Source organism: Hydrogenophaga sp. (assembly GCF_018780075.1).
Lineage (GTDB): Bacteria > Pseudomonadota > Gammaproteobacteria > Burkholderiales > Burkholderiaceae_C > Hydrogenophaga.
Genome location: NZ_JADMKB010000029.1, coordinates 1 through 25,208, shown reverse-complemented (window position 1 = coordinate 25,208; position 25,208 = coordinate 1). Strand labels below are relative to the sequence as shown.

Annotated in this window: 25 protein-coding genes; 15 read left to right on the top strand and 10 right to left on the bottom strand. The window is 69.6% G+C overall.

Annotated features, from left to right (window positions below; translation table 11 throughout):
* Positions 1-133: 133 nt before the first annotated feature.
* The 5 genes from gshA (at position 134) to IV088_RS06860 (ending at position 6,175) form a co-directional block, all read left to right on the top strand.
* Positions 134-1,417, top strand: coding sequence for a glutamate--cysteine ligase (gshA, locus tag IV088_RS06880; RefSeq protein ID WP_291099594.1), 1,284 nt, complete (start codon positions 134-136; stop codon positions 1,415-1,417).
* Positions 1,418-1,708: 291 nt separating this feature from the next.
* On the top strand, positions 1,709-3,577 hold the full coding sequence (locus IV088_RS06875) for a potassium transporter Kup (RefSeq protein ID WP_291099591.1): 1,869 nt from the start codon (positions 1,709-1,711) through the stop codon (positions 3,575-3,577).
* A 166-nt stretch (positions 3,578-3,743) separates the two neighbouring features.
* Positions 3,744-4,928, top strand: a complete 1,185-nt coding sequence (locus IV088_RS06870; RefSeq protein WP_291099588.1) for a benzoate/H(+) symporter BenE family transporter — start codon at positions 3,744-3,746, stop codon at positions 4,926-4,928.
* A gap of 9 nt (positions 4,929-4,937) precedes the next feature.
* Positions 4,938-5,891, top strand: a complete 954-nt coding sequence (gene gshB, locus IV088_RS06865) for a glutathione synthase (protein ID WP_291099585.1) — start codon at positions 4,938-4,940, stop codon at positions 5,889-5,891.
* Complete coding sequence (locus IV088_RS06860) at positions 5,888-6,175, top strand: VF530 family protein (RefSeq protein WP_291099582.1); 288 nt, start codon at positions 5,888-5,890, stop codon at positions 6,173-6,175. Before gshB ends, IV088_RS06860 begins: the two co-directional genes overlap by 4 nt.
* Positions 6,176-6,185: 10 nt before the next feature.
* Here the strand turns inward: IV088_RS06860 and IV088_RS06855 are convergent, their stop codons facing one another.
* Entirely contained in the window at positions 6,186-6,950 is a 765-nt protein-coding gene (locus tag IV088_RS06855; protein ID WP_291099579.1) for a class II glutamine amidotransferase, read from the bottom strand.
* Positions 6,951-7,062: 112 nt separating this feature from the next.
* Here IV088_RS06855 and IV088_RS06850 point away from each other — a divergent pair, with 112 nt between their 5' ends.
* Positions 7,063-8,220: a putative zinc-binding metallopeptidase gene (locus IV088_RS06850; RefSeq protein ID WP_291099575.1), complete on the top strand. Its 1,158-nt coding sequence runs from the start codon at positions 7,063-7,065 to the stop codon at positions 8,218-8,220.
* Positions 8,221-8,226: 6 nt separating this feature from the next.
* Here IV088_RS06850 and IV088_RS06845 read toward each other — a convergent pair whose 3' ends face one another.
* Positions 8,227-9,711, bottom strand: a complete 1,485-nt coding sequence (locus tag IV088_RS06845) for an MFS transporter (RefSeq protein WP_291099572.1) — start codon at positions 9,709-9,711, stop codon at positions 8,227-8,229.
* A 158-nt stretch (positions 9,712-9,869) separates the two neighbouring features.
* Between IV088_RS06845 and IV088_RS06840 the strand changes: the two genes are divergently transcribed.
* Together IV088_RS06840 and IV088_RS06835 are read left to right on the top strand one after the other, a co-directional pair.
* Positions 9,870-10,529: a response regulator transcription factor gene (locus IV088_RS06840; RefSeq protein WP_291099569.1), complete on the top strand. Its 660-nt coding sequence runs from the start codon at positions 9,870-9,872 to the stop codon at positions 10,527-10,529.
* Between the two features lie 127 nt (positions 10,530-10,656).
* Entirely contained in the window at positions 10,657-11,991 is a 1,335-nt protein-coding gene (locus IV088_RS06835; protein ID WP_291099564.1) for an ATP-binding protein, read from the top strand.
* On the opposite strand, the gene IV088_RS06830 is transcribed toward IV088_RS06835, so the two are convergent.
* Positions 11,988-12,677, bottom strand: coding sequence for a DUF1345 domain-containing protein (locus tag IV088_RS06830; RefSeq protein WP_291099561.1), 690 nt, complete (start codon positions 12,675-12,677; stop codon positions 11,988-11,990). The genes IV088_RS06835 and IV088_RS06830 overlap by 4 nt on opposite strands.
* A gap of 123 nt (positions 12,678-12,800) precedes the next feature.
* Between IV088_RS06830 and IV088_RS06825 the strand changes: the two genes are divergently transcribed.
* A complete protein-coding gene (locus IV088_RS06825) occupies positions 12,801-14,345 on the top strand; it encodes a Do family serine endopeptidase (protein WP_291099558.1) in 1,545 nt (514 codons plus the stop codon).
* Complete coding sequence (locus IV088_RS06820) at positions 14,345-14,677, top strand: hypothetical protein (protein WP_291099555.1); 333 nt, start codon at positions 14,345-14,347, stop codon at positions 14,675-14,677. The genes IV088_RS06825 and IV088_RS06820 overlap by 1 nt, the downstream gene beginning before the upstream one ends.
* Before the next feature lie 111 nt (positions 14,678-14,788).
* Here the strand turns inward: IV088_RS06820 and IV088_RS06815 are convergent, their stop codons facing one another.
* Both IV088_RS06815 and IV088_RS06810 read right to left on the bottom strand, forming a co-directional pair.
* The gene (locus IV088_RS06815; RefSeq protein ID WP_291099552.1) at positions 14,789-15,025 is read right to left on the bottom strand and encodes a hypothetical protein; all 237 of its coding nucleotides are present in this window, start codon (positions 15,023-15,025) and stop codon (positions 14,789-14,791) included.
* Positions 15,022-15,261, bottom strand: a complete 240-nt coding sequence (locus tag IV088_RS06810) for a cysteine-rich CWC family protein (RefSeq protein ID WP_291099549.1) — start codon at positions 15,259-15,261, stop codon at positions 15,022-15,024. Before IV088_RS06810 ends, IV088_RS06815 begins: the two co-directional genes overlap by 4 nt.
* Before the next feature lie 60 nt (positions 15,262-15,321).
* Here IV088_RS06810 and IV088_RS06805 point away from each other — a divergent pair, with 60 nt between their 5' ends.
* The 3 genes from IV088_RS06805 to IV088_RS06795 all read left to right on the top strand — a co-directional run bounded on the left by IV088_RS06805 (position 15,322) and on the right by IV088_RS06795 (position 18,220).
* Positions 15,322-16,032 carry a cytochrome c4 gene (locus IV088_RS06805; protein WP_291099546.1) on the top strand — a complete coding sequence of 237 codons (711 nt, stop codon included), beginning with the start codon at positions 15,322-15,324 and terminating at the stop codon, positions 16,030-16,032.
* Positions 16,029-17,345 (top strand): cytochrome c, encoded by a 1,317-nt coding sequence (locus IV088_RS06800; RefSeq protein WP_291099543.1) that lies wholly within the window; start codon positions 16,029-16,031, stop codon positions 17,343-17,345. The genes IV088_RS06805 and IV088_RS06800 overlap by 4 nt, the downstream gene beginning before the upstream one ends.
* Before the next feature lie 65 nt (positions 17,346-17,410).
* Positions 17,411-18,220 carry a crotonase/enoyl-CoA hydratase family protein gene (locus IV088_RS06795; protein WP_291099540.1) on the top strand — a complete coding sequence of 270 codons (810 nt, stop codon included), beginning with the start codon at positions 17,411-17,413 and terminating at the stop codon, positions 18,218-18,220.
* A 292-nt stretch (positions 18,221-18,512) separates the two neighbouring features.
* Here the strand turns inward: IV088_RS06795 and IV088_RS06790 are convergent, their stop codons facing one another.
* The 3 genes from IV088_RS06790 to IV088_RS06780 form a co-directional block, all read right to left on the bottom strand.
* A complete protein-coding gene (locus IV088_RS06790; protein ID WP_291099537.1) occupies positions 18,513-20,330 on the bottom strand; it encodes a methyl-accepting chemotaxis protein in 1,818 nt (605 codons plus the stop codon).
* Between the two features lie 154 nt (positions 20,331-20,484).
* On the bottom strand, positions 20,485-20,781 hold the full coding sequence (locus tag IV088_RS06785; RefSeq protein ID WP_291099649.1) for a hypothetical protein: 297 nt from the start codon (positions 20,779-20,781) through the stop codon (positions 20,485-20,487).
* A 5-nt stretch (positions 20,782-20,786) separates the two neighbouring features.
* Positions 20,787-21,707, bottom strand: a complete 921-nt coding sequence (locus IV088_RS06780) for a LysR family transcriptional regulator (protein ID WP_291099535.1) — start codon at positions 21,705-21,707, stop codon at positions 20,787-20,789.
* Between the two features lie 141 nt (positions 21,708-21,848).
* On the opposite strand from IV088_RS06780, the gene IV088_RS06775 reads away from it, so the two are divergent.
* Together IV088_RS06775 and IV088_RS06770 are read left to right on the top strand one after the other, a co-directional pair.
* On the top strand, positions 21,849-22,043 hold the full coding sequence (locus tag IV088_RS06775; RefSeq protein WP_291099533.1) for a hypothetical protein: 195 nt from the start codon (positions 21,849-21,851) through the stop codon (positions 22,041-22,043).
* Between the two features lie 2 nt (positions 22,044-22,045).
* Complete coding sequence (locus IV088_RS06770; protein ID WP_291099530.1) at positions 22,046-22,447, top strand: tautomerase family protein; 402 nt, start codon at positions 22,046-22,048, stop codon at positions 22,445-22,447.
* A gap of 21 nt (positions 22,448-22,468) precedes the next feature.
* Here the strand turns inward: IV088_RS06770 and IV088_RS06765 are convergent, their stop codons facing one another.
* Positions 22,469-23,161: a hypothetical protein gene (locus IV088_RS06765; RefSeq protein ID WP_291099527.1), complete on the bottom strand. Its 693-nt coding sequence runs from the start codon at positions 23,159-23,161 to the stop codon at positions 22,469-22,471.
* Between the two features lie 142 nt (positions 23,162-23,303).
* On the bottom strand, positions 23,304-25,208 hold a 1,905-nt coding region (locus IV088_RS06760), incomplete at its 5' end, for a malate synthase G (RefSeq protein WP_291099524.1).

Below are 25,208 nucleotides of genomic sequence, written 5' to 3'. Positions count from 1 at the left end.
CAACAACCCCATCTCCCGCCCAAACGCATCGCCCGAGCGTCCAGGTCAGCGCGGAACCGGCTTCGCCGGGCCGCGGCTGACGCCCCCCAGTGGGGGGTGACGCCGCAGGCGGCGCGGGGGGCGTCCAAATCTTATGGTTCCGCATCTCGTCACCGCCCTCACTGGCCCCATCAACGAACTCGAACAGCGCATCCTCGAATCCACCCCGGTGATCGAGCGCTGGTTCCGGCTGGAGTGGATGGAGCACACGCCGCCGTTCTACAGCTCGGTGGACGTGCGCAACGCCGGCTTCAAGCTCGCGCCGGTGGACACCAACCTGTTTCCCGGCGGCTGGAACCACCTCACGCCCGAGATGATGCCGCTGGCGGTGCAGGCGGCCATGGCGGCGATCGAGAAGATCTGCCCCGAGGCCAAGAACCTGCTGCTGGTGCCCGAGAGCAGCACCGATGTGTTCTACCTCGGCAACCTGCGCCAGCTGCAGCGCATCTTCTACCAGGCCGGCCTGAACGTGCGCCTGGGCTCGTTGTCCAACGACATCAAGGCCCCCACCACCATCGACCTGCCGGGCGGCGAGTCCATCACGCTGGAGCCGCTGATCCGCAGCAAGCGCCGCCTGGGCCTGAAGCACTTCGACCCCTGCACCATCCTGCTCAACAACGACCTGCGGGCGGGCGCCCCCGGCATCCTGGAAGATCTGCACGAGCAGTACCTGCTGCCGCCCTTGCACGCGGGTTGGGGCATCCGGCGCAAGAGCAACCATTTCAAGGCCTACGAAGAGGTGTCCAAGCGCTTCGGCAAGCTGCTGGGCATGGACCACTGGCTGATCAACCCGATGTTCAACCAGTGTGGCGAGGTGAATTTCGCCGAAGCCACCGGGCTGGAGTGCCTGCGCAGCAACACCGATGCGCTCTTGGGCAAGATCCGCCGCAAATACAAGGAATACGGCATCAACGAAAAGCCGTTCGTCGTCATCAAGGCCGACAACGGCAACGCGGCGCTGGGCCAGCTCACGGTGCGCGACGCCAAGGACCTGGACGACGCGTGGTTCAAGGCCCGGGCCAAGGCCGTGGGGAGCCAGCCGGTGGGCGAGGTCATCATCCAGGAAGGCGTGCTGACCAACGAGCGCATCAACGCCGCCGTGGCCGAGCCCGTGGTCTACATGATGGACCGCTACGTGGTGGGCGGTTTCTACCGCGTGCACGCCGACCGGGGCGTGGACGAGAACCTGAACGCGCCCGGCTCCAGCTACGTGCCGCTGGCCTTCGAACAGAGCGCGCAGCTGCCGCAACCCGGCGTGAAGCCCGGTGCCAGCGTGCCCAACCGCTTCTACATGTACGGCGTGATCGGCCGCCTGGCCATGTTGGCGGCGAGCTACGAGCTGGAAGCGACCGACCCGGACGCAGAAGTCTACGAGTAGGCCCACCCCCGCGCCGCGCCTGCGGCGCGTCACCCCCTCAAGGGGGCGATGCAAGTGGCCCGGCGGAGCCGGTTTCACCGCATCCTGCTCTCGGGCACGCCTCGCCGGAAGGGCTTGTGTTGGCGTGTGATCGGGGATGACACTTCTCTCCTGTTGCAGTTGTTGCGGTGCAACAAACTCGCCGGAACGTCTCATTTAGGCACATCGCCCCACTGGCGGAGCGTGTGCCTCGGGCGCAGAATCGCGAGCTTCCAGACAACGGACCTGACCCCCAACCGGTCGGGTGGTTTTTTGTCCTCCAGCAAATCTTCGCTTGCTGCGCTCACCCTGGGCGCCATCGGTGTGGTGTATGGCGATATCGGCACCAGCGTGCTGTACGCCATCAAAGAGATCTTCGGGTCCGGCCATGTCCCCTTCACCCATGACAACGTGTACGGGGTGCTGTCCATCGTTTTCTGGACACTGACGGTCATCGTTTCCCTCAAATACGTGGTGCTGGTGCTGCGCGCCGACAACGCGGGCGAGGGCGGTCTGATCGCCATGCTGGCGCTGGCCTCGCAGGCGGTGAAAGACCGGCCCGAGCTGCGCAAGTGGCTGCTGGCGATCGGCATCTTCGGCACCTCGCTGTTTTATGGCGATGGCGTCATCACCCCGGCGATTTCGGTGCTCTCGGCGGTGGAGGGCCTGGAGGTCATTTCACCGGCGTTCAAGCAGTACGTGGTGCCGATCACGCTGGTGGTGCTGTTCGGTCTGTTTTTTGTACAAAAGCGCGGCACCAGCGGCATCGGCAAGTTCTTCGGCCCGATCACGGTGCTGTGGTTTCTCACCATCGCGGGGCTGGGCGTGGTGCACATCGTCGGCCACCCCGAAATCCTGGCCGCACTCAGCCCGCACCACGCCCTGCGTTTCATCTGGGAGCAGCCGGGCACCACCTTCATCATCCTCGGTGCGGTGGTGCTGTGCGTCACCGGTGGTGAGGCGCTCTACGCCGACATGGGCCACTTCGGCAAAAAACCGATCCGCCTGGCCTGGTTCTCCATCGTCATGCCTTGCCTCACCCTCAACTATTTCGGCCAGGGCGCGCTGCTGCTGAGCGACCCCGAGGCGGTGAAAAACCCCTTCTTCAACATGGCCCCTGACTGGTTTCTGCTGCCGCTGGTGGGGCTGGCGACCATGGCCACGGTGATCGCCTCTCAGGCCCTGATCTCCGGCGCGTTCAGCGTCACCAAGCAGGCCGTGCAGCTGGGTTACCTGCCGCGCCTGAACCTGCTGCACACCAGCGTGCGCGACACCGGCCAGATCTACATTCCCTTCGTCAACTGGGGCCTGTTCGTGGCCATCGTGCTGGCGGTGGTGATGTTCAAGTCGTCCAGCAACCTGGCGGCCGCCTACGGCATCGCCGTCACGCTGGACATGCTCATCACCACGGTGCTGACCTTCTTCGTGATCCGCTTCGGCTGGAAATACCCGCTGTGGCTGTGCCTGCTGGCGACCGGATTCTTCTTCGTGGTGGACCTGGCGTTCTTCAGCTCCAACCTGCTCAAGCTGTTCGCGGGCGGCTGGTTCCCGCTGCTGATCGGCGGCGTGGTGTTCATGCTCATGATGACCTGGAAGCAGGGGCGGGTGTTGATGGCGGCCAAACAACAGGCCGACGCCATTGAGCTCGACAGCTTTCTCGACGCGGTGTTCATGGCACCGCCCGCGCGCGTGGAAGGCACGGCGGTGTTCCTCACGGCCGAGACCGGCACCGTGCCCAACGCGCTGTTGCACAACCTCAAGCACAACAAGGTGCTGCACGCGCAGAACCTGTTCGTCACGGTGCGCAGTCACGAGGTGCCCTGGATCGGGCTGGACAAGCGCCTGGCGGTGGAGCCGCTGGGGCACGATTGCTGGCAGGTCGTGATCCATTACGGGTTCAAGAACGACCCCGACGTGCCCAAGGCGCTGCAGCTCATGAGCGGGCGCGGCTGTGCGCTCGACGCCATGACCACCAGCTACTTCCTGTCGCGCGATCTGGTGGTGCCCACCCTGGGCAGCGGCATGGCGCCCTGGCGCGAAAAAATCTTCGCCCAGATGCACCACAACGCGGGGGCGGCGGCCGAGTTCCTGAACCTGCCGAGCAACGCGGTGATCGAGCTGGGCTCAAAAATAGAGATTTAGATGGGCTCACCCCCGTCGCTTGTTCGCTGCGCGTAACCGCTCCGCCCCTCAAGGGGCGATGCGAGTGGCCCGGCGAAGCCGGCTCCACCGCATCCTGGGTTCGAGCACGCGCTCCGGAGAGTCCTTTCCCGTTTGGGTTGCGGGGTGCTCCCGGCACAATCGCCCGATGTCTTTTTTCCGTGACCTCAACCTCTCGGCCGCCACGGCCGGTTTTGTGGCGGTGCTGGTGGGCTTCACCAGCTCGGTCGCCATCGTCTTTCAGGCCGCGTTGGCCTTTGGTGCCACGCCCGAGCTGATCACTTCCTGGATGTGGGCGCTCGGCCTGGGCATGGGGCTGTGTTCGGCCATTCCTTCGCTCATCCTCAAGCAGCCGGTGATGGTGGCCTGGAGCACGCCCGGTGCTGCGGTGCTGGCCACGGCCGGTCTGGCCGGGGGCTTCAGCATGCCGCAGGCGGTGGGCGCGTTCATGGCCTGCGCCGCGCTGACCGTGCTGGTCGGTGCGACCGGCTGGTTCGAGCGGGTGATGAACCGCATCCCGGTGGCGATTGCCTCGGCCCTGCTGGCCGGCGTGCTGGCCCGGTTTGGCCTGCAGGCGTTCGCCGCTGCGCAGACGGCGCTGCCGCTGGTGTTGCTCATGCTGCTGGCCTACCTGCTGGGCCGGCGTTGCCTGCCGCGTTACGCGGTGCCGCTCACGCTGGCCGTGGCGGTGGCCTACGTGGCGGTGAACGGCCAGTTCAACGGCGAGGCGGTGAGCTTGTCGCTGGCCCGCCCGGTGTTCACCGCGCCCGAGTTCACGCTGTCCGCGCTGGTGAGCCTGGCGTTGCCGCTGTTCGTGGTGACCATGGCCTCGCAGAACCTGCCGGGCGTGGCGGCCATCCGCACCGCGGGGTATGACATGCCGATCTCGAAGATCATCACCCTGACCGGGCTGGCCACGCTGGTGCTGGCGCCGTTCGGCGCGTTCGCGCTCAGCCTCAGCGCCATCACCGCCGCCATCTGCATGGGCGAAGAAGCGCACGCCGACCAGCGCAAGCGTTACACCGCGGCGGTGAGCAGCGGTGTGATCTATGGGGTGATCGGCCTCTTTGGCGCCGCGGTCACCGGCCTGCTGCTGGCGTTCCCCAAAGAGCTGGTGCTGGCCATCGCCGGCCTGGCGCTGCTGGGCAGCATCGGCGGTGGTCTGCACACCGCGCTGCGCGACGACGACCACCGCGAAGCCGCGCTCATCACCTTCCTCGTCACGCTCAGCGGCGTGGTCATTGCCGGCATCGGCTCGGCCTTCTGGGGCGTGGTCGCCGGCGCGCTCGCGCTGTTTGTGCAACAGTACGGGGCTGCCCGCAAAGCCCCCTGAACAAGCCCCATGAACATCCTCTTCGTTGCCGACCCTCTGGCGTCCTTCAAGACCTACAAGGACACCACCTTCGCCATGATGCGCGAGCTGCAGAAACGCGGCCACACCATCGCCGCCACCGAGCCGCAGCACATGGCCTGGCGCAGCGGCCAGCCGGTCACCGCCGCCGTGCGCCACATCGTCCTCACGGGCGATGCCGATGCCTGGTTTGAAGTCACCCGCGAAGCGATCGATCCGGTGCATGGCTTCGATGCCGTGCTCATGCGCAAGGACCCACCGTTCGACAGCGAATTCTTCTACGCCACCCACCTGCTGGAACAGGCCGAGCGCGAAGGCGCGCGCGTGTTCAACAGCCCGCGCGCGCTGCGTGACCACCCGGAGAAACTCGCGCTGATGGAGTTCGCGCAGTTCGCGCCGCCCACGCTGGTGACGCGCGCGGCCGACGACATCCGCGCATTCCACGCCGAGCACCGGGACGTGATCCTCAAGCCGCTGGACGGCATGGGGGGCATGGGCATCTTCCGCGTCGGCGCCGACGGCATGAACCTCGGCTCCATCATCGAGACGCTCAACCAGGGCGGCGCCACCAGCGTGATGGTGCAGCGTTACCTGCCCGAGATCGTGGCTGGCGACAAGCGCCTGCTGCTGATCGGCGGGAAGGTCGCGCCCTTCGTGCTGGCGCGCATCCCGCAGGGCAACGAGGTGCGCGGCAACCTCGCGGCCGGCGGCAAGGGCGTGGCGCAGCCGCTGAGCGATGAGAACCGTGCCGTGGCCGAGGCCATCGCGCCCACGCTGGCCAAGCGCGGCCTGCTGCTGGTGGGGCTGGACATGATCGGCAACAGTGTGACCGAGATCAACGTCACCAGCCCGACCTGCTTCCAGGAGATCACCGACCAGACCGGGTTCGATGTGCCGTCGATGTTTGTGGACGCCCTGGAGCAATCGATCAAGGGCCAAGAATGAGCGACCAACCCGTCAACCCGCCCGACGACGAAGCGCCCAAAGCACCCGCCAAGCAGGCGCGCAACCCGTTGCACGGCCTGACGCTGGAGGCGATCGTCACCGCGCTGGCCGACCACTACGGCTGGGAAGAGCTGGGCCAGCGCATCCCCATCCGCTGCTTCAACGTGGACCCGAGCGTGGGTTCCAGCCTGCGTTTCCTGCGCAAGACGCCGTGGGCGCGCGAGAAGGTGGAGGGGCTGTACCTCTTCATGCAACGCGAAGAGCGCCGCGCCGGCCGGGGTTGATGGCCCGGCCTCAGGCCAGGGGCAGGCCGTCCACGAACACCTTGAGTTCACCCGGTTCAAACGCGGTCCACTGCTCGTTGCGGGTCAGCGGCGTGGTCACGATCACGGCCGCGCGGTCGCCGGGCTGGTTGAGGTCGGCGAAGTTCACCGTCCAGTCGTGGTCCATCAGCGTGGCCTGCGCAAACGGGTGCTGGCGCACCAGGTAGTGCAGCTTGGTGCTGCAGTGCGCCCACATGGCCTCGCCGTTGGAGAGCAGGAAGTTGGCGGTGCCGAACGTGGTGATCTTCGGGATCAGCTCGCGCAGTGTGTGCGTGAGTTCGGCGACGCTGGGCAGGCTCGCGTGTGACTTGGCGAGTTCCTGCATCAGCCAGCAGAACGCACGCTCGCTGTCGGTGGTGCCCACCGGCTGGAACGCGCCGTGCAGCTTGGGGAAGTAGTCCTTCAGGTCGCCGTTGTGGGCGAACACCCAGTGCCGGCCCCACAGCTCGCGCGTGAAGGGGTGGGCGTTCTCCAGCATCACCTCGCCGATGGTGGCCTTGCGCACGTGGGCCAGGATGTTCTTGCTCTTGAGCGGGTAGCTGCGCAGGAACTCGGCCATGCGGGAGTTGGCCGCACTCTCGTGGTCGATGAAGAGGCGCAGCCCCCGGCCTTCAAAGAAGGCGATGCCCCAGCCGTCGGCGTGGTGGTCGGTGGCGCCACCGCGCTGGCAGAAGCCGGTGAAACTGAACGAGGCGTCGGTGGGGGTGGCGCAGTTGAGGCCGAGCAGTTGGCACATGGACATCATCTTGTCACAACCTCGGCCCCGAAATCGCAGGAAATGGGCGGGCCAGCGCTCCGGAAACCGCTTTTGGGGTGAACATGCGGGCATTGTTCTCACCTCAGGCCCCATGACCCCACCGGCTTCCGCTTCTCTGCGCCTGCACCCCAGCACCGCGCGGGCCTACCGCTGCACCTGCGGCGCCCAGGTTTTTTTCCGCAACAACACCTGCCTGCAATGTGGGCGGGCGCTGGGTTTCGACCCCTGGCTGGGCCAGGTGCTGGCCATCGAGCCCGACGCCGAACCCGGGGTGTGGCACGCGGTGGCGCCGCAGGGTTCAGAGAGCGGGGACGCGCCCCTGCAGCGCTACCGGCGCTGCGCCCAGATGGGCACGCCAGCCCTGTGCAACTGGCTGGTGCGCGACGACGGCTCCATCGGGGCGGCGGACTGCTCCTGCGTGGCGTGCCGCCTCAACCGCGTCATCCCGGACCTCGGCCTGGAGCGCAACCACGAACCCTGGCGCAAGGTCGAGCTGGCGCGGCGCCGCCTGGTGTCGCAGCTGATCGGCCTGGGGCTGCCGGTGGAGCCGCTGTCGGAGGACGGCGGTCCGGGTGGGCTGGTGTTCGACACCCTGGTGTCGCTCCCCGGGCAGGCGCAGGTGCTGACGGGGCACGCCCAGGGCGTGATCACCCTCAACCTGGCCGAGGCCGACGACGCCTACCGCGAGCAGGTCCGCAGCCAGATGCGCGAGCCGTACCGGACGCTGCTCGGGCACTACCGCCACGAGGTGGGGCACCACTTCTGGGACCGGCTGGTCCGCAACGACCCTTGCCTTCAGGGGTTTCGTGCGCTGTTCGGTGACGAGCAGCAGGACTACGCTGCCGCGCTGAACGCGCACTACCAGCAAGGGGCGCCACCGGGCTGGTCCGGTGCCTACATCTCCAGCTACGCCAGCGCCCACCCGTGGGAAGACTGGGCCGAGACCTGGGCGCACTACCTGCACATGCGCGACACGCTGGACACGGCGGTGAGCTTCGGCATGGCGCCGGACGAGGTCGATGTGGACGCCTTGCACTACCTGCCCTCGGTGCTGCAGGAAGAACCTTCCCCCGAGGCCGAGGTGTTTCTGGCCATGCTCAACGCCTGGACCCGGCTGACGGCCGTGCTCAACGAGCTGTCGCGCAGCATGGGGCTGCCCGACTTCTATCCGTTCGTGTTGTCGGACACGGTGGTCCGCAAGCTGCATTTCGTGCACGGGCGGGTCGAGCCCTTCGAGCGCACGACCTGACCCGCGTCAGCGTTCCTCGCGCACCCGCCAGGCCGCGATCAGCGCGAGCGCGCAGATGCAGGCCAGCATCAGGAAGGTCTCGTCAAAGGCCGCGATGCGGGCCTGGATGTTGCCCGGTGTCGTCAGCACCACGCCGTGCGCGGCCAGCCGCCACTCCAGCACGATGCCGCACAGGCTCACGCCCGCCGCGCCGCCGAGCATGCGCAGGAAGTTGATCACGCTCGACCCCTGCGGAATGAGGCCGCGCTCCAGTCCGCGCATGGCGCCGATGTTGAGCGAGGGCAGGATGAAGCCCAGCCCGATGCGCCCGAGGATCGCCCAGGTCACCAGCAAGGGGATGACCTGCGCGGGCCGGCCGGGGTCGATGGTGACCATGAGTGCGAACGACGCGGTCAGCGCCACCAGCCCGATGCTCACCAGCCGGTGCGTGGGCTGGCGGTCGGTCAGGCGGCCCACGATGGCGATGGTCACGGCCAGCACCAGCCCGGCCGGCAGCAGGATGCTGCCCACATACGACGGCGACAGGCCCAGCCCCATCTGCATGTAGACCGGCAGCAGGTAGGTGGAGCCGAACAGCGCGATGCCGTAGATGAAGGCCACGATGCTGCCCATGGCGAAGCGCCGGTCCTTGAAGAGTGAGAGGTTCATGAGCGGGTCCACGCCCTGGTCGGGGTGGCGCTGGCGGCTTTTCAGCGTGCGCCGCTGCAGCACGACAAAGGCCACCAGCAGCAACGCAGCGCCGCCCAGCAGAGCCGCTGCGCTCAGCACTGTGCCGCCCTGCAGCTGCACCAGGCCATTGAGCAGGCACAGCGTGCCGACGGCGGCCAGCAGCAGGCCACGCCAGTCCAGGCTGGCGCCCTGGCGATTGGCTGCGAGTCCGCCTGGCGAGGTGGTGGGCACGAAGCGCCGCGCCAGCCACAGCGAGGCGATGCAGAACGGCACCACCATGAAAAAGATCGAGCGCCAGCCAAAGACGTCGACCAGCACGCCGCCGATGCTGGGGCCGATCGCGGGCGCGAGCACCACGCCCATGCCGAAGATGCCGCTGGCGCGGCCCTGCTCGTGCGGCTCGAAGGCACGCAGGATGATGATGGCCGGGATGGGTTGCACCACGCCTGCGGCCAGGCCTTCGGCCACGCGCGCGGCCAGCACCAACCCGAACGAGTTGGCGAAACCCCCGGCCATGCCGCCGGCCATCAGCAGCCACATGCAGCCGGCGTAGGTGCTGCGGTAACCATAGCGCGCGAGCAGCCAGGGCGTGGTGAGCATGGAGACCGTGGTGGCCGCCATGAAGCTCGAGGCGGCCCACTGGGCGCGCTCCTGGCCGAGCGTGAAGTGCTGGCTCATGTCGGGGATGGCCACGTTGATGATGGTCGACGACATGATCGAGGCCATGGTGCCCACCATCACCGAGAGCAGCAGCAGCCAGCGGTAGCGCTCGCCGTAGCGCGCGCGAAGCGCAGGGAGGGAATGGTCGGGGGGCAGGGTCATGGTGCGGGGCGGTCGATGCCGCAACGATAACCGCCCGCGAAAAGCGGGGTGCGTGGTGTGGCCTGTGACCCGCCTAAGAATCACCTAAGAATGGCGCCGGGTGCGCTGGCAGAATGGCCGGGAGGGCGGTGACGCCCCAGCCCCACAAGGAAACCTTCATGCGATTGCTGCTGGTGGAAGACGACACCATGATCGGCGAGTCCGTGCTCGATCTGCTGCGCGCCGAACACTACGCGGTGGACTGGGTGAAGGACGGCGAGACGGCCGACACGGCCCTGTGCACGCAGGACTACGACCTGCTGCTGCTCGACCTCGGCCTGCCCCGGCGCGACGGCCTCTCGGTGCTGCGGGCGCTGCGTGCGCGCAAGAACCGCCTGCCGGTGCTGATCGCCACCGCGCGCGACTCGGTGCAGCAGCGCATCGAGGGGCTGGACGCCGGCGCCGACGACTACGTGCTCAAACCCTACGACCTGGACGAACTGCTGGCGCGCATCCGCGCCCTGCTGCGCCGCGCCGCCGGGCGTGCCGAGCCGGTGTACGAACACCAGGGCGTGAGCATCGACCCCGCGACGCGCGAGGTCACGGTGAACGGCCAGCCGGTGGTGCTGTCGGCGCGCGAATGGGCGGTGCTCGAACCCCTGCTGGCGCGGCCCGGCCTGGTGCTCTCGCGGGCGCAGCTGGAAGAAAAGCTCTACAGCTGGAAAGACGAGGTCAGCAGCAACGCGGTGGAGGTCTACATCCACGGCCTGCGCAAGAAGCTCGGGCCGGACATCATCCAGAACGTGCGCGGTGTGGGCTACTTCGTGCCCAAACCATGAGCCCCCCCTGCGCCGCTTCGCGTCTTCCCCCCGGTGGGGGGACGGTGCCTGTGGCCCGGCGAAGCCGGTTCCACGGCACCCTGGGTGAAGTCACGTCGAGCCGGCTGGTGCATGGGGGCGAAGCTGCATGACACGCTTCCTGTCTTCCTTGCGCGCCCGGCTGCTGGTCTTCGTGCTGCTGGCCATCCTGGCCACGGCGGTGTTGCAGGCGGCGCTGGCGTACCGGGCGGCGCGCGCCGAGGCCGACCAGATCTTCGATTACCACATGCAGCAGACCGCGCTGTCGCTGCGCGCCGGCCTGCCGCAGGCGCTGGCGACCGGGGTGATCCCGTTGCCCGCCGAGGAGCAGGACTTCGACTTCGTGCTGCAGATCTGGACGCTGGACGGTGTGCGGGTGTTCGAGTCGGCCGCGCGTGCCGAGCTGCCGCAGCGCGCGGTGCTCGGGTTTGACGACGTGGGCGCGCACGGCACGCGCTACCGCGTGTACTCGCTGCAGGCGCGCAGCTTCGTGATCCAGGTCGCGCAGGACATGTCGGTGCGCCAGCGCATGGCCGGTTCGCTGGCGCTGCGCACGGCGCTGCCCATCCTGCTGCTGGCGCCGCTGCTCATGGGGCTGGTGGGCTGGGTGGTCAGCCGCTCGCTGGCCCCGGTCGCGCGCGTGCAGCGCCAGGTGGCCGAGCGCCAGGCCGACGACCTGACCGAGGTCGCCGAGACCGGCCTGCCCGACGAGGTGCGCCCGCTGGTGCAGGAGCTCAACGGCCTGTTGCGGCGCGTGGCCCTGGCGTTTGACGCGCAGCAGCGTTTCGTGGCCGACGCCGCGCACGAACTGCGCTCGCCGCTGGCCGCGCTCAAGCTGCAGGTTCAGGGCCTGCAGCGCGCGCCCGACGACGCCACGCGCGAGCGCGCGCTGGAGCGCCTGGGCTCGGGCATCGACCGTGCCACGCGGCTGATCGAGCAGCTGCTGGTGCTGGCGCGCCAGCAGGCCCGCGCGGCGTCGGGCGTGCGGCCCGAGCCGGTGGCGCTGGACGAGCTGGTGCGCAGCGCGGTGACCGACATGGCGCCGGCGGCCCAAACGCGCCGCATCGACATGGGCCTCACCCAGGCCGACGCCGGGCAGGTGAACGGCCACGCGGAAGCCCTGCGCATCCTCGTGCGCAACCTGCTGGAGAACGCCGTCAAGTACACGCCCGAAGGAGGGCGGGTCGATGTGGCGCTGCGGGCCGGTGCGGGCACGCTGGTGCTCGGCGTGGAAGACAGCGGGCCGGGGATTCCCGAGGCCGAGCGCGAGCGTGTGCTGGACCGCTTCTACCGCCTGCCCGAGGCGGCGTCCACGGGCAGTGGCCTGGGGCTGGCCATCGTCAAGGCGGTGGCCGATCTGCACGGTGCCAAGCTGCAGCTGGACGCTTCGCCCACGCTCGGGGGCTTGCGCGTGCGCGTGGCGTTTCCGCTGAACAGACCCTAACCCAGCGCGGTGGCGAACACGTTCACCGCCATCGCCAGCACGATCAGGTTGAAGGCGAACGACAGCAGGCCGTGCAGCAGCGTCAGGCGCCGCATGGCATGGCTCTGCACCGTCACGTCGGCCACCTGCGAGGTCATGCCGACGATGGCGCTGTGGTAGAAAAAATCGAGGTAGTCGGGGTCTTCACCCCCGGGCCAGGCCAGGCCGCGCGTGGGCTCGTGGTCCCCCTGGCGCGGCAGGTAGTAGGCGCGCGCGTAGTGCAACGCAAAGGCCGACTGGATCAGCAGCCAGGCGCCGGCCAATGACAGCAGCATCAGTCCCAGGTGCGCGGCCCGCGGCCAGCCCTGCAGCTGGCGGCCACTGTCCACCGCCATCGCCACGGCCAGCAGGCTGGCGCAGGCCGCGCTGGTGACCAGCACGAAGAGCATCGCCGCGCCCGGGTCCTCCCAGCGCGCACGCCGGTGGGTGGCGGCTGCGTCCAGGTGCCTGGCCAGGCGCCAGACCAGCCCGTTGTAGACCGCGCAGTACACCACCCAGCCGCAGAGCCAGGGCGTGGCGCCAGCGGCACCCAGCCACGCTGCGGCCGCGCCGCCGACCAGCAGCGCGGGCAGCAGGGCCGCGGCCTGGCGTTGCCAGGCGCTGAAGCTGGCGGACCAGTGCAGGCCGTGCATCGGGTGGTGTGGCATGGATTCAGTGTGCCATGTCGCCACCCGTGCACGGCCCGTCCTGGACGCTGGCCCTAAGCCTGGTCTAAGTGTTTGCGCCGACAGTGACGCCATCGCCAACCCATGGCTTCACAAGGAGCACCCATGAACACCCGAACCCTCACCCCCACCCGCCTCGTTCTCGCCCTGCTCACCGCCGGTCTGCTCGGCGGCGCCGGGGCGACCTACATGGCCGGCGGCCCCGCGCGGGCGGCAGCGCCGGCCAGTGCACCGGCCACGTCCACGTCCACGTCCAGGTCCACGTCCACGTCCACGTCCACGTCCAGCGTGGCCCAGCCGGCCAACCTGCAGGGCGCGCCCGATTTTTCGCGCATCACCGAACGCTACGGTCCGGCCGTGGTCAACATCAGCGTCAGCGGCGTGCGCAAAGCGTCCGCCGAGGGCGAAGAGACGGCTGTGGCACCCGGCCTGCCGCCCGGCATCGACCCGAACGATCCGTTCTTTGAGTTCTTCCGCCGCTTCCAGGGCCAGGGTGGTGGCCAGCGAGGCCAGCGTGACACCCCGGTGCGCGGTCAGGGCTCGGGTTTCGTGGTCAGCGCCGACGGCCTGATCCTCACCAACGCCCACGTCGTGCGCGACGCCAGCGAGGTCATCGTCAAGCTCACCGACCGGCGCGAGTTCAAGGCCAAGGTGCTGGGCTCGGACCCGAAGACCGACGTGGCCGTGCTGAAGATCGACGCCAAGGAGCTGCCCACCGTGCCGCTGGGCAGCGCGCGCGACCTCAAGGTGGGCGAGTGGGTGCTGGCCATCGGATCGCCCTTCGGCTTCGAGAACAGCGTGTCCGCCGGGGTGGTCAGCGCCAAGGGCCGCTCGCTGCCCGACGACAGCTTCGTGCCCTTCCTGCAGACCGACGTGGCGGTCAACCCGGGCAACTCGGGCGGGCCGCTGTTCAACAGCCGCGGCGAGGTGGTGGGCATCAACTCGCAGATCTACAGCCAGTCCGGGGGTTACCAGGGCCTGTCGTTCGCCATCCCCATCGAACTCGCCAGCCAGGTGAAGGACCAGATCGTGGCCACCGGCAAGGCCAGCCACGCGCGCCTGGGCGTGTCGGTGCAGGAGGTGAACCAGACCCTGGCCGACTCCTTCAAGCTCGACCGGCCCGAGGGCGCGCTGGTCTCCAGCGTGGAGCCCGGCGGCCCGGCCGACAAGGCGGGGCTGAAGTCGGGCGACGTGATCCGGCAGGTGAACGGCCAGCGCATCGTGGCCTCGGGCGACCTGCCGGCCCTGATCGGGCAGTCCACCCCGGGCAGCCAGGTGTCGCTGGAGGTCTGGCGCCAGGGCCGGACCGAGACACTCTCCGCGAAACTGGGCGACGCCAGCGACAAGAAGGCCGCGGTGGCGCAGGCCGACAGCGGCGTGGGCCAGGGCAAGCTCGGTCTGGCGCTGCGCCCGCTGCAGCCCCAGGAGAAGCGCGAGGCCGGGGTCGGCGCGGGCCTGGTGGTGGAGGACGTGGGCGGGCCGGCGGCGCTGGCCGGCGTGCAGCCGGGTGACCTGCTGATGGCGGTCAACGGCACGCCGGTGCAGAGCGTGGACCAGGTCCGGGCGGCGGTGGCGAAGTCGGCCAAGTCGGTGGCGCTGCTGATCCGGCGCGACGGCGACACCATCTTCGTGCCGGTGCGCCTCGGATGATGTCGGCCGCCGGAAACGAGGGGCCGGGCCGGGTGCTTCGTGGCACCGGGCTGTCGGCCCACATCCTGCCAACCTCGGCCACCATGATCGGTGTCTGCCTGACGGCGCTCTACATCAGCCTGCTCAGCCCCTTCAGCGCCGGGCGGGTGGTGGTCGACAAGCTGCTGGCGGTGGACGCGCTGGTGTTCCTCGTCAGCGCGGTGCTCTCGTTCGCCTCGATGCGCGTGCACGACGGCGGCTTCCGTTTCGAGGCCTGGGGCGAAAACGTGTTCATCGGCGCGCTGGGCCTGTTGGCGCTGGGCGCCCTGGTGCTGGCGTTTGCCGTGAACTAGGACCACCCCCGCCGCGCTGCGCGCGACCCCCTCAAGGGGACGGCACTGGCCGTCCGGCAAAGCCGGCCCGGCGGTGCCCTGTGCCGCGGCGCTTCTTGCGAGCGTTGGCGTTCAGCCCCGGCCGCGCCTGGCGTTGCGCCAGAGGCGCACGGCCAGCAGGAGCAGCGGCACGGTGTGCAGCAGCAGATCGAAGATGTCGATGGGCTGGGTCAGTGTGCCCTCGCTGAGCATGCGCAGCTTCTCGATCAGGTGCGGCTCGGGCACGATGGGTGCCACCGCCAGCCAGAGCGCCAGGGCGATCAGCAATGCCAGCGGGAAACGGTCGAGCCAGGCCAGCAGGGTGTTCATGGGGTAAGCCGTGTGTTGAAGCGGGCGAGGCAGCGCGCGCAGATGCAGGCCTGGCCCTGTGCCGCTTCGGGCAGGCGCGCCAGCAGGTCGGGGCTGAAGGTTTCGGTGACGCACCAGCACGGCGGCTGGGGTTCGCCCGTGGCCTTCTCAACCTCCATCGCGCAGCGGTTGTCGCCGCCGCACAGCGGGCAGCGGGTGGGGTCGGTGGTGGTGTGGGGCAAGGGGCTGGTCTGCATGGAAAAGGCGCGATCTGGTCAGTGTATGGGCCCGGCGCCTGTGGTACTTTCAAAGCGCCCATGCCCCTCCTTCGAACCTCCATTGTCCTCGTCCTCGCGGCCCTGCTCTGGCACGGCGCAGCGACCGCCGCCGAGCCGCTGCGCACCGTGCCCGACACCCTGGCCCAGCGCGCCATGGCCTGCACCCTGTGCCACGGCAAAGAGGGCCGCGCGACCAACGCCGGCTACTTCCCGCGCATCGCGGGCAAGCCGTCGGGTTACCTCTACAACCAGCTCACGCACTTCCGCGACGGCCGGCGCCAGAACCCCGGCATGGCCAACCTGCTCGATCACCTGCCCGACGCCTACCTGCGCGACATCGCCAGCCACTTCGCGGGCCTCGATCTGCCGTACCCGCCGCCGCAGACCGTCAACGCGCCGCGCGATGAGCTCGCGCGAGGTGAGGCGCTGATCCGGCGCGGCGACCCGGCGCGCCAGCTGCCCGCCTGCGCGGCCTGCCACGGCGACGCGCTCACCGGCATGCAGCCCGCCATCCCCGGCCTGCTCGGCCTGCCGCGCGACTACCTGATCGGCCAGCTCGGCGCCTGGCAGACCGGCCTGCGCCACGCGCACGCGCCCGACTGCATGGCCCAGATCGCGAAGCGCCTGACGCCCGACGACGTGGGCGCGCTCGCCACCTGGCTCTCGGCGCAGCCGCTGCCAGCCGACACCCACGCCGTCGCGCCGTCGGCCCGGCCCTTGCCGATGCGTTGCGGGAGTGCGGACCAATGAGCGATGTGAACCGCACGGCGGTGCGCCGCCTGCTTGCCATCGCGCTGGGCGCGACCGTGCTGCTGCTGATCGCGCTCGCGGTGATGGTGGGGCGGCAGCTCAGCGTGGAGGCCTTGCCGCCACTGACCGCCCAGCCCGCCCCCGCCGACCCCACGCTGGTCCAGCGCGGCGCCTACCTCGCGCGCGCCGGCAACTGCGCCGCCTGCCACACCGCGCGCGGTGGTGAGCCCTACGCGGGCGGGCGCGGCGTCGAGACGCCCTTCGGCACGGTGTTCGCGGGCAACCTCACGCCCGACGCCACTGGCCTGGGCGGCTGGAGCGCCGACGCCTTCTGGCGCGCCATGCAGCATGGCCAGTCGCGCGACGGCCGCCTGCTCTACCCCGCCTTTCCCTACGAGAGCTTCTCGCGCATCACCCGCGACGACAGCGACGCGCTCCACGCCTTCCTGCGCAGCCTGCCACCGGTCGCGCAGGCCAACCAGCTTCACGCGCTGCGTTTCCCCTACAACACGCAGGCCGCGCTCGCGGTCTGGCGCGAGCTGTATTTCGAGCCCACCGCGTTCCAGCCCGATGCGTCGCAGAGCGCCGAATGGAACCGGGGCGCCTACCTGGTGCAGGGCCTGGGCCACTGCGCCGCCTGCCACTCGCCGCGCGACGCGCTGGGCGGGGTGGACAGCGCCCGCGCGCTCGACGGCGGCCTCATGCCCGGTCGCGGCTGGTACGCGCCCTCGCTGCGCGCCGCGCACGAGGCCGGGCCGTCGGCGACACCCGGCGCCTCCACCATCGAACTGCTGAAAACCGGTGTCACCGCCGGCGCCTCGGCCATGGGGCCGATGGCCGAGGTGGTGTTCAACAGCACCCAGCACCTGAACGACGCCGACCTGGGCGCCATCGGCCAATACCTCACGGCCCAGGCCTTGCCCGTGGCGCTGCCACCGGCCGCCCCCGCCGCGCCGTCGGCCCAGCTCGAACTGGGCGAGAAGGTCTACAAACAGCACTGCCTGGACTGCCACAGCGAACAGGGCCAGGGCGCTGCGCGTGAGGGCCTGACTGGAAGCGGAAGGGGCATGGCCTACCCGCCGCTCGCGGGCAACCGCGCGGTGCAACTGGTCTCGCCGGTCAACGCGGTGCAGGCCGTGCTCGGCGGCGGCTTCGCGCCCGCCACCGCCGGCCACCCCCAGCCCTACGGCATGCCGCCGTTCCGCACCCTGCTGAACGACACCGAGATCGCCGCCGTGACCAGCTTCATCCGCCAGCGCTGGGGCCACCAGGCCAGCGCCGTGACGCCGCTCGACGTGCAGGGCATCCGCTGAGTGCAGCGCAGGCCTTGACGCCTGCGTGACGCGGGCGGCCGGCAGTGGCTGTCTACCATGCGGCCATGAACACCGCCCCCACGCCACCCGAAGGCCGCATCACCACGGAGGCGCGCGGCGCCGTGCTGCTGATCGGCATTGACCGCCCGGCCAAACGCAACGGCTTCACGCCGGCCATGATGCGCGCGCTCGCCGAGGCCTACACCCGGCTCGACGATGAGCCCGCGCTGCGCGTGGGCGTGTTGCACGCGCACGGCGACCACTTCACCGCCGGTCTCGATTTGCCGACCTTCGCGCCGCTGATGCAGCGCGGCGAGTACGCTGTGCCCTTCGGCCTGGTGGACCCGCTCAACCTCGGCGACGCCGGCTGGCGCCGACGCACCAAGCCCCTGGTGGTCGCGGTGAAAGGCATCACCTACACGCTGGGCATCGAGCTCATGCTCGCGGCCGACATCGTGGTGGCGGCGGACGACAGCCGGTTCTCCCAACTCGAAGTGAAGCGCGGGATCATGGCCACCGGCGGCGCCACGCTGCGCATGGCCGAGCGTGCTGGCCTGGGCAACGCGCTGCTGCACCTGCTGACCGGCGACGAGTTCGACAGCGCCGAGGCGCTGCGCCTGCGCTTCGTGCAACGGGTCGTGCCGGCGGGCCAGGAACTCGACGAGGCCCTGCGCATCGCCGCCCAGATCGCCGGGCAGGCGCCGCTGGCCGTGGTCGCCACGCGCCTCAATGCGCAGAAGGCGGTGGAGCAGGGGCCGCTGGTGGCGATGGCCGAGTTCGATGCGGTGCAGAAAGGCCTGGCGAACAGCGAGGATGCGAAGGAAGGCGTGGCCTCGTTCGTGGCCAAGCGGGCGGCGGTGTTCAAAGGGCGCTGAGGCAACGCCCGCAGCGCTTCAGTCGTGCGGTGCCAACCGCGCCACCGCGCCTCGCCCCACTGACCGGTGAGCGTCAGCGTCACCGTGGACCCGTCGCCGCGGCGCGGTGCCTCCGCATCCCACATCCCCTGCCATCCAGCGGACCGTGTGGGCGCGGTGTCGTTGCTGGACGTGCAGCGGGTGCGTTGAGCCGGTGTGAACGAATCCTGCAAACCCGCTTGCGGCGCTCGGGCTCGCCCGATGCATTCACACCTTGGCGTCCGTTCAAAAAGCCTCGACCGCATCAGCCGCATCAGCCGATGCGGAACTGCCCCACGGTGCGGGACAGCCGCTCGGCCTGGTCCTGCAGGCCGCTGGCCGCGGCCGCGCTCTCCTCCACCAGGGCCGCGTTCTGCTGCGTCATCTGGTCGAGGTTGCTGATCGCGCTGCCCACCTGCGCGATGCCCGACCGCTGCTCCGAGGCCGCCGCGGCCACGGCCTGCATCATCTGCGAGACGCGCTGCACGTTCTGCACGATCTCTTCCATGACCGCGCCGGTGCGGCCCACCAGGGCCGAGCCGGCTTCCACATTCTCGACCGAGCTGCCGATCAGCTGCTTGATCTCCTTGGCCGCTTCGGCGCTGCGCTGGGCCAGGTTGCGCACCTCGGCCGCCACCACCGCGAAGCCGCGGCCCTGCTCGCCGGCCCGCGCCGCTTCCACCGCCGCGTTGAGCGCCAGGATGTTGGTCTGGAAGGCGATGCCGTCGATGACCGAAATGATGTCGTTGATCTTGCGCGAGCTGTGGGTGATGGCTTCCATGCTGCTGACCACCTGGCCGACCACTTCGCCGCCACGCGCGGCCGAGGCGGCGGCGCTGCCCGCGATCTGGTTGGCCTCCTGGGCCGACTGGGCCGACTGGGCCACCGTGGCGGTCATCTCCTCCATCGTGGCCGAGGTTTCCTGCAGGTTCGACGCCGCCGACTCGGTGCGCGAGGACAGGTCGTGGTTGCCGGTGGCGATCTCGCGCGAGGCGTTGTGCACCGCTTCGCTGGCCGACGCGATGTCGCGCAGCGTGGCCTGGATCTTGTCCACGAAGGCGTTGAAGGCCTGGGCGATGCGGGCCAGCTCGTCGTGGCCGCTGGCGTCCAGCCGCTTGGTCAGGTCGCCGTCGCCGGAGGCCACGTCCTGCATGGCGGTCTGCAGCCGGTCCAGCCGCTGCAGCGAGCGCGCCACGACCACACCGGCCAGCAGCGCCGCGATCACGGTGACCACCAGCGCGCCGATCAGCGAACGCATCAGGAAATCCGACACCGACGCCAGCGCCTCGCCCTTGTGCAGCGAAATCACCAGCTTCCAGTCGGTGCCCGCCACCGGCACGGCCGTCAGCAATCGGGCGCTGCCGTCGATCGTCACCTCGGTCAGTTCGGCGCCCAGGGCGGCCACCGCCGCGGGGGTGAGCGCCGGGCTCAGGCTGACCGCATCCTTGAGCACCCGGTCCAGTTGGGCGTGCACCATCACCTTGCCGTTGCTCGACAGCACGAAGGCGTCGCTGGACGGCGTGGGCTTGATGGCGGTCACCGCCGCGGCCACCACGTCCATGAACACATCACCGGCCGCCACCGCGCGGATCTCGCTGCCGTTGCGGTCGGCCGCGGCAAAGGTCATCACCAGCTTCTTGCTGTCCGAATCCACATAGGGCTCGGTCAGCACCACGCCCTGGCCACTGGCGGCCTTCTGGTACCAGGGGCGCCCGGTGGGGTCCCAGCCAGAGGGCAGGTTCTGAGGGGTCGAGAAGATGGCACGCTTGTCCTGATAGCCGATGTAAGTGGTGTCAAACGCACCGCTCTTGACCGCCTGCGTCAGCGCCGTCATCGGGTCTTCCACCTGTGTGGCGGGCAGCAGTGCGCCCACGACAGCGGATTTGCTGGCGATCCATTGGCCGATGCCTTCGGCCCGTGCGAGGGCCAGGCTCTGCGCCGAGGCGTTCACCGAGGCCAGCGTGGTCGATCGCAGGCTCAGGAAGTTGAAGGCGCTGACCGCGACCAGGCCGGCCACCAACAGCATGGCCACGGTCAGTACCAGGCGCGACTTGATCGACAAGTGGCCCAGGCGGGATGAAAAGTTGCTCATGCGAACCTCTGGAGATGGGGTGGCCGTTCGCCCGGTGTGGAGCCGGGCGGTCCTGTCTGGTCTTCGGACATCTGGCCCGGAACTTGAGGTCGTGCCGCCATGTGGCGCGTTCCGGGCGGCCACCTCGGCGCCCTGGTGGGGTACCGGGCCTGGTTCAGCGCCTGCAGAAGTCCTCGATCAGCGCCTCGCCCCAGGCCCAGGGGCCGGTGAGCGTCAGCGTCACCGTGGTCCAGTCGCCGTCGGTGTGCTGCTGCACATCGGCGTCCCACGCCCCACCGTCGTCCAGCGGCCCGCGCGGGCCGGGGGCGCGGCGTTCGGCCACGGCCAGCACGGCCTGCGCTTCGGCCCGCACCGCGGGCAGGTCGGCCGCCCGCACGCTGGCCATGGCTTCCCAGGTGCCGGTGCCCTCGCCATCGTCGCTGGCGTCGAAGATCAGGTAGTCCAAGGGGATGGTTTTCATGGGGCAGTGACGTCAGGTTTGTGTGTCTGGGCGATCCAGTCGGCCCAGAACCCGATGCAGGCCCGGATCTTGGGCAGCCGCTGGCGCGCGCTGGCCGTGATGGCGTACAGCGGCACCGGCTGGTGGTCTGAGAACGCGGGCAGCACCGGCAGCAGCAGCCCCTGTTGCACCAGCGGTGCCGCCACGAGCGTGGCGAGCCGGCCGATGCCCAGGCCCTGCAGCACCATGTTGGCGGCCAGGCCGGTGTCGTTGGTGCACCAGTACCCCTCGGCTGGAAGTTGCAGCGGTTGCCCATCCACCTCGAACGGCCACTGGTTGAGGTGCGGTGCGGCGGTGTTGGTGATGAGGCGGTGCTGCCGCAGCTCGTGCGGGTGTTGCGGCAACCCGGCCCGCTCGGCGTAGGCCGGGGCGGCGTACAGCGCGCGGTCAAGGTGGCCGAGCGCGCGCGCCACCTGGGTGTCGGGCAGGGCGGTGCTGGTGCGGATGGCGATGTCGATGCCGTCACGGGCCATGTCGGCCAGCCGGTCGCTCACCTCCAGCTCGATGCGCAGCCGCGGGTGGCGCTGGTTCAGCGCGCCCAGGCTGGGCAGCAGCAGGTACTGCGCGATCACGGTGCTGGCCGCCACGCGCACCCGCCCGCTGGCCTCGCCCGCGTGCTGGGCGAACTCGCCCTGCAGCTCGTCGAGCGCGCCGGTGATGCGGTGGCAGTACGCGAGAAAGGTGTCGCCCTCGGCGCTCAGCGAGAGCCCGTGGGTGGAGCGGTGCACCAGGCGCGCGCCGCAGGTTTTTTCGATGCGCGTCAGGGCGCGCGAGACCTGGCTGACCGGCACGTCGCGCTCGCGTGCCACCGCCGAAAGGCTGCCCAGTGCGGCCACGCGGGCAAAGAGCTTCAGGTCGTCGAAGGCGAGGTCGTCCATGGCGGCGATGGTAGGCCACCGCCGTGGGGCGGGGCGCTGCACGGGCCTTTGCGCGGCGCGCAAAACCGTTTTGACACCGCCGCCGTTTCCCGACGGAGGGGCGGTGCCTAGAGTTCAGGCACCCCTTCAACGGAGCCCACCATGCACACCGAACACCTGTACCAGACCCTCTCACCGCGGGCCTATGCGGCCTTGCTGGACCGCATTCAGCGGCAGGCCGTGCAAGACCGCCGGCGGGCGCTGCGGGCCTTCGGCCAGGCCTGGCCGCGCCAGCTGTGGCAGCGCGTGCAGCGCCTGCGCCACCCCTTCATCCCCACCCACCCCCAGAAAGCCTGACCATGCCCACCTTGATGCTCAAGATCGCCCCGCTGCAAAACCCCGAGCGCTACCAGGCCCTGGCCGCCGCGCTCACCCGCCTCACCGCCGACATCCTGGGCAAGCGCCCGGAGGTCACCGCCGTGGTGATCGACGACCTGCCCCGGGCACGCTGGTGGGTGGGCGGGGGCGCGGTGCAGGGCGCCACGGCTTTGCTGGAGATCGGCATCACCGCCGGCACCAACACCGACGCCGAGAAGGCGCGTTTCATCGACGCCGCGTACCGCGAGCTGCAGCGCCAGCTGGCGCCGGACGGCGGCTTCGAGCTCGCGAGCTATGTGACGGTGCGCGAACGGCCGGCCACCGACTGGGGCTACGGCGGGCAGACCCAGCGCGCCCGGCAGCAGGCGCGTGCGCTGGCGTGACGACCCCGCCGCCGCGGCGGCTCAGCGCATCGCGTCCAGCACGCGCGCGATCTCGCCGTTGCAGGCCGTGCGGTTGCGCGCGTATTCCTGGGGTGTGTCGATCTCGCGGTGCAGCTGCAGCGTGTGGTCCATCTGGGCCTTGACCCAGGGCAGCCACTCGCCCTGAATGTGCCGGTTGAATCGGTCCTCCAGCTCGGCGGGCGTGCCGTAGAACACCTTGTTCCCGAAGGACGCCAGCAGCCCCTGGCGCATGCGCGTGGCGGTGTCGTCCAGCGTGTGCTGGTTCACCTTCACATGGCGCATCTCGTGTTCGCGGATGGACCGGTGCGCGCAGCCGCCCTCGGGGAATTCGCTCGCGACCGACACCACGTGCGGGTCCAGGCTGAGCGTGACGACGATGTGGGGACGGGTGCAGGCCAGCGGCTCGTCCGGGTGGGTCAGCGAGGGGCTGCGGTAGTCGATGCGGGTGCCCAGCCGCATCTCGGTCAGCCCCAGCGTGTGGAAGCCTTGGTGCGGCAGCTTCTGCACGCTCGTGAGTTCGGCGACGCTGCGGTGGTGGGTGAAGCGGATGGGCGCGGGCGCCGTCTTCACCTCGATGGCCGTGGCCGGCAGGCGCGACTCGCAGGTGGTTTTCCACGAGGGGGATTGGGCCTGGGCGAGCGGGGCCAGGGCGCACAGGGAGAGCAGGACGGCGAGGGATCGGGCAACGCGCATGCCGCGATTACACCCGACAACACCACGGCGCCCGAAGGCGCCGTGTGACGTTGTCCAGAACGCGGCGCAACCGGTTTTGCCGGACCGCATCGCGTGGCCCCTTGTGGGGGTGCCGCACCGCAGGCGCGGCGCGGGGGTGGGCTTACTGCGCTGCCTTCACTTTGAGGCGCCAGGCATGCAGCAGCGGCTCGGTGTAACCGCTCGGCTGGACGAGGCCCTTGAACACCAGGTCGCAGGCGGCCTGGTAGGCCATGCTGGTGTCGAAGTTGCCGGCCATCTTCTTGTAGAACGGGTCGCCCGCGTTCTGCTGGTCCACCACGGCGGCCATGCGCTCGAAGGTCTCGCGCACCTGGGCCTCGGTCACCACGCCGTGGTGCAGCCAGTTGGCCATGTGCTGGCTGCTGATGCGCAGCGTGGCGCGGTCTTCCATCAGGCCCACGTTGTGGATGTCGGGCACCTTGGAGCAGCCCACGCCCTGGTCCACCCAGCGCACCACGTAGCCGAGGATGCCCTGGGCGTTGTTGTCCAGCTCCTGCTGCTTTTCGGCCGCGGTCCAGTTGGGGTTGGCGGTCACGGGGATGGTCAGCAGGCCGGTGAGCAGGTTGTCGCGCTCCTTGCCTGCGTCGATCTTCTCCAGGTCCTTCTGCACGTCGGACACCAGCACCTGGTGGTAGTGCAGGGCGTGCAGCGTGGCGCCGGTGGGGCTGGGCACCCAGGCGGTGTTGGCGCCGGCCTTGGGGTGGGCGATCTTCTGCTCCATCATGGCCTTCATCAGGTCGGGCATGGCCCACATGCCCTTGCCGATCTGCGCCTTGCCGCGCAGGCCGCAGCTCAGACCCACCAGCACGTTGTTGCGCTCGTAGCTCTGGATCCAGGCGCTGGTCTTCATGTCGCCCTTGCGCACCATGGGGCCGGCCAGCATGGCGCTGTGCATCTCGTCGCCGGTGCGGTCGAGGAAGCCGGTGTTGATGAAGGCGACGCGGCTGGCGGCGGCTTCGATGCAGGCCTTGAGGTTCACCGAGGTGCGGCGCTCTTCGTCCATGATGCCGAGCTTGACGGTGCTCTCGGGCAGGCCCAGCACCTGCTCGACGCGGCCGAACAGCTCGCCGGCAAACGCCACTTCGCGCGGGCCGTGCATCTTGGGTTTGACGATGTAGACCGAGCCCTTGCGCGAGTTGCGGATGGCGTCCTTCTTCGTGCGCTGGAGGTCGTGCATGGCGATGGTGGTGGTGACCATCGCGTCCAGGATGCCTTCGGGGATTTCCTTGCCTTCCGCGCCCCAGAGGATGGCGGGGTTGGTCATGAGGTGGCCCACGTTGCGCACGAACATGAGCGAGCGGCCGTGCAGGCGCACGCCCTTTTTGCCGTTGGGTGCCGTGTATTCGCGGTCGGCGTTCAGGCCGCGCGTGAAGCTCTTGCCGCCCTTGCTCACCTCTTCGGTCAGCGTGCCCTGCAGGATGCCGAGCCAGTTGCGGTAGGCCAGCACCTTGTCCTGTGCGTCCACCGCGGCCACGGAGTCTTCCAGGTCGAGGATGGTGGACAAAGCGGCTTCGACCACGAGGTCGCTCACGCCGGCGGCGTCCGATTTGCCGATGGGCGTGGAGCGGTTGATCTGGATCTCCAGGTGCAGGCCGTTGTGCTTGAGCAGCACGGCGGTCGGTGCCTTGGCCTCGCCCTGGTAGCCGACGAACTGGCTCTTGTCGGCCAGTTTGCTGGTGCCGCCTTCGGCCAGGCTCACCACGAGTTCACCGTCCTTGTTGACCTTGTAGCCGGTGGAGCCCAGGTGCGAGCCCTTTTTCAGCGGGGCGGTGCGGTCCAGCACGTAGCGTGCGTATTCGATGACCTTGGCGCCGCGCTTGGGGTTGTAGCCGCCCTTCTTGCCGACCTTTTCACAACCCTTGTCTTCGCTCAGCACGTCGGTGCCGTAGAGCGCGTCGTACAGGCTGCCCCAGCGCGCGTTGGCGGCGTTGAGCGCGTAGCGCGCGTTCAGGATCGGCACCACCAGCTGCGGGCCGGCCTGCGTGGCCAGCTCGTCGTCCACGTTCTT

What these genes read in the sequence shown, in the direction of transcription:
- gshA (WP_291099594.1), top strand. Translation starts at nt 134, where the DNA reads ATGGTTCCGCATCTCGTCACCGCCCTCACTGGCCCCATCAACGAACTC.
- IV088_RS06870 (WP_291099588.1), top strand. Translation starts at nt 3,744, where the DNA reads ATGTCTTTTTTCCGTGACCTCAACCTCTCGGCCGCCACGGCCGGTTTT.
- gshB (WP_291099585.1), top strand. Translation starts at nt 4,938, where the DNA reads ATGAACATCCTCTTCGTTGCCGACCCTCTGGCGTCCTTCAAGACCTAC.
- IV088_RS06860 (WP_291099582.1), top strand. Translation starts at nt 5,888, where the DNA reads ATGAGCGACCAACCCGTCAACCCGCCCGACGACGAAGCGCCCAAAGCA.
- IV088_RS06855 (WP_291099579.1), bottom strand. Translation starts at nt 6,950, where the DNA reads ATGTGCCAACTGCTCGGCCTCAACTGCGCCACCCCCACCGACGCCTCG.
- IV088_RS06850 (WP_291099575.1), top strand. Translation starts at nt 7,063, where the DNA reads ATGACCCCACCGGCTTCCGCTTCTCTGCGCCTGCACCCCAGCACCGCG.
- IV088_RS06845 (WP_291099572.1), bottom strand. Translation starts at nt 9,711, where the DNA reads ATGACCCTGCCCCCCGACCATTCCCTCCCTGCGCTTCGCGCGCGCTAC.
- IV088_RS06840 (WP_291099569.1), top strand. Translation starts at nt 9,870, where the DNA reads ATGCGATTGCTGCTGGTGGAAGACGACACCATGATCGGCGAGTCCGTG.
- IV088_RS06835 (WP_291099564.1), top strand. Translation starts at nt 10,657, where the DNA reads ATGACACGCTTCCTGTCTTCCTTGCGCGCCCGGCTGCTGGTCTTCGTG.
- IV088_RS06830 (WP_291099561.1), bottom strand. Translation starts at nt 12,677, where the DNA reads ATGCCACACCACCCGATGCACGGCCTGCACTGGTCCGCCAGCTTCAGC.
- IV088_RS06825 (WP_291099558.1), top strand. Translation starts at nt 12,801, where the DNA reads ATGAACACCCGAACCCTCACCCCCACCCGCCTCGTTCTCGCCCTGCTC.
- IV088_RS06820 (WP_291099555.1), top strand. Translation starts at nt 14,345, where the DNA reads ATGTCGGCCGCCGGAAACGAGGGGCCGGGCCGGGTGCTTCGTGGCACC.
- IV088_RS06815 (WP_291099552.1), bottom strand. Translation starts at nt 15,025, where the DNA reads ATGAACACCCTGCTGGCCTGGCTCGACCGTTTCCCGCTGGCATTGCTG.
- IV088_RS06810 (WP_291099549.1), bottom strand. Translation starts at nt 15,261, where the DNA reads ATGCAGACCAGCCCCTTGCCCCACACCACCACCGACCCCACCCGCTGC.
- IV088_RS06805 (WP_291099546.1), top strand. Translation starts at nt 15,322, where the DNA reads ATGCCCCTCCTTCGAACCTCCATTGTCCTCGTCCTCGCGGCCCTGCTC.
- IV088_RS06800 (WP_291099543.1), top strand. Translation starts at nt 16,029, where the DNA reads ATGAGCGATGTGAACCGCACGGCGGTGCGCCGCCTGCTTGCCATCGCG.
- IV088_RS06795 (WP_291099540.1), top strand. Translation starts at nt 17,411, where the DNA reads ATGAACACCGCCCCCACGCCACCCGAAGGCCGCATCACCACGGAGGCG.
- IV088_RS06790 (WP_291099537.1), bottom strand. Translation starts at nt 20,330, where the DNA reads ATGAGCAACTTTTCATCCCGCCTGGGCCACTTGTCGATCAAGTCGCGC.
- IV088_RS06780 (WP_291099535.1), bottom strand. Translation starts at nt 21,707, where the DNA reads ATGGACGACCTCGCCTTCGACGACCTGAAGCTCTTTGCCCGCGTGGCC.
- IV088_RS06775 (WP_291099533.1), top strand. Translation starts at nt 21,849, where the DNA reads ATGCACACCGAACACCTGTACCAGACCCTCTCACCGCGGGCCTATGCG.
- IV088_RS06770 (WP_291099530.1), top strand. Translation starts at nt 22,046, where the DNA reads ATGCCCACCTTGATGCTCAAGATCGCCCCGCTGCAAAACCCCGAGCGC.
- IV088_RS06765 (WP_291099527.1), bottom strand. Translation starts at nt 23,161, where the DNA reads ATGCGCGTTGCCCGATCCCTCGCCGTCCTGCTCTCCCTGTGCGCCCTG.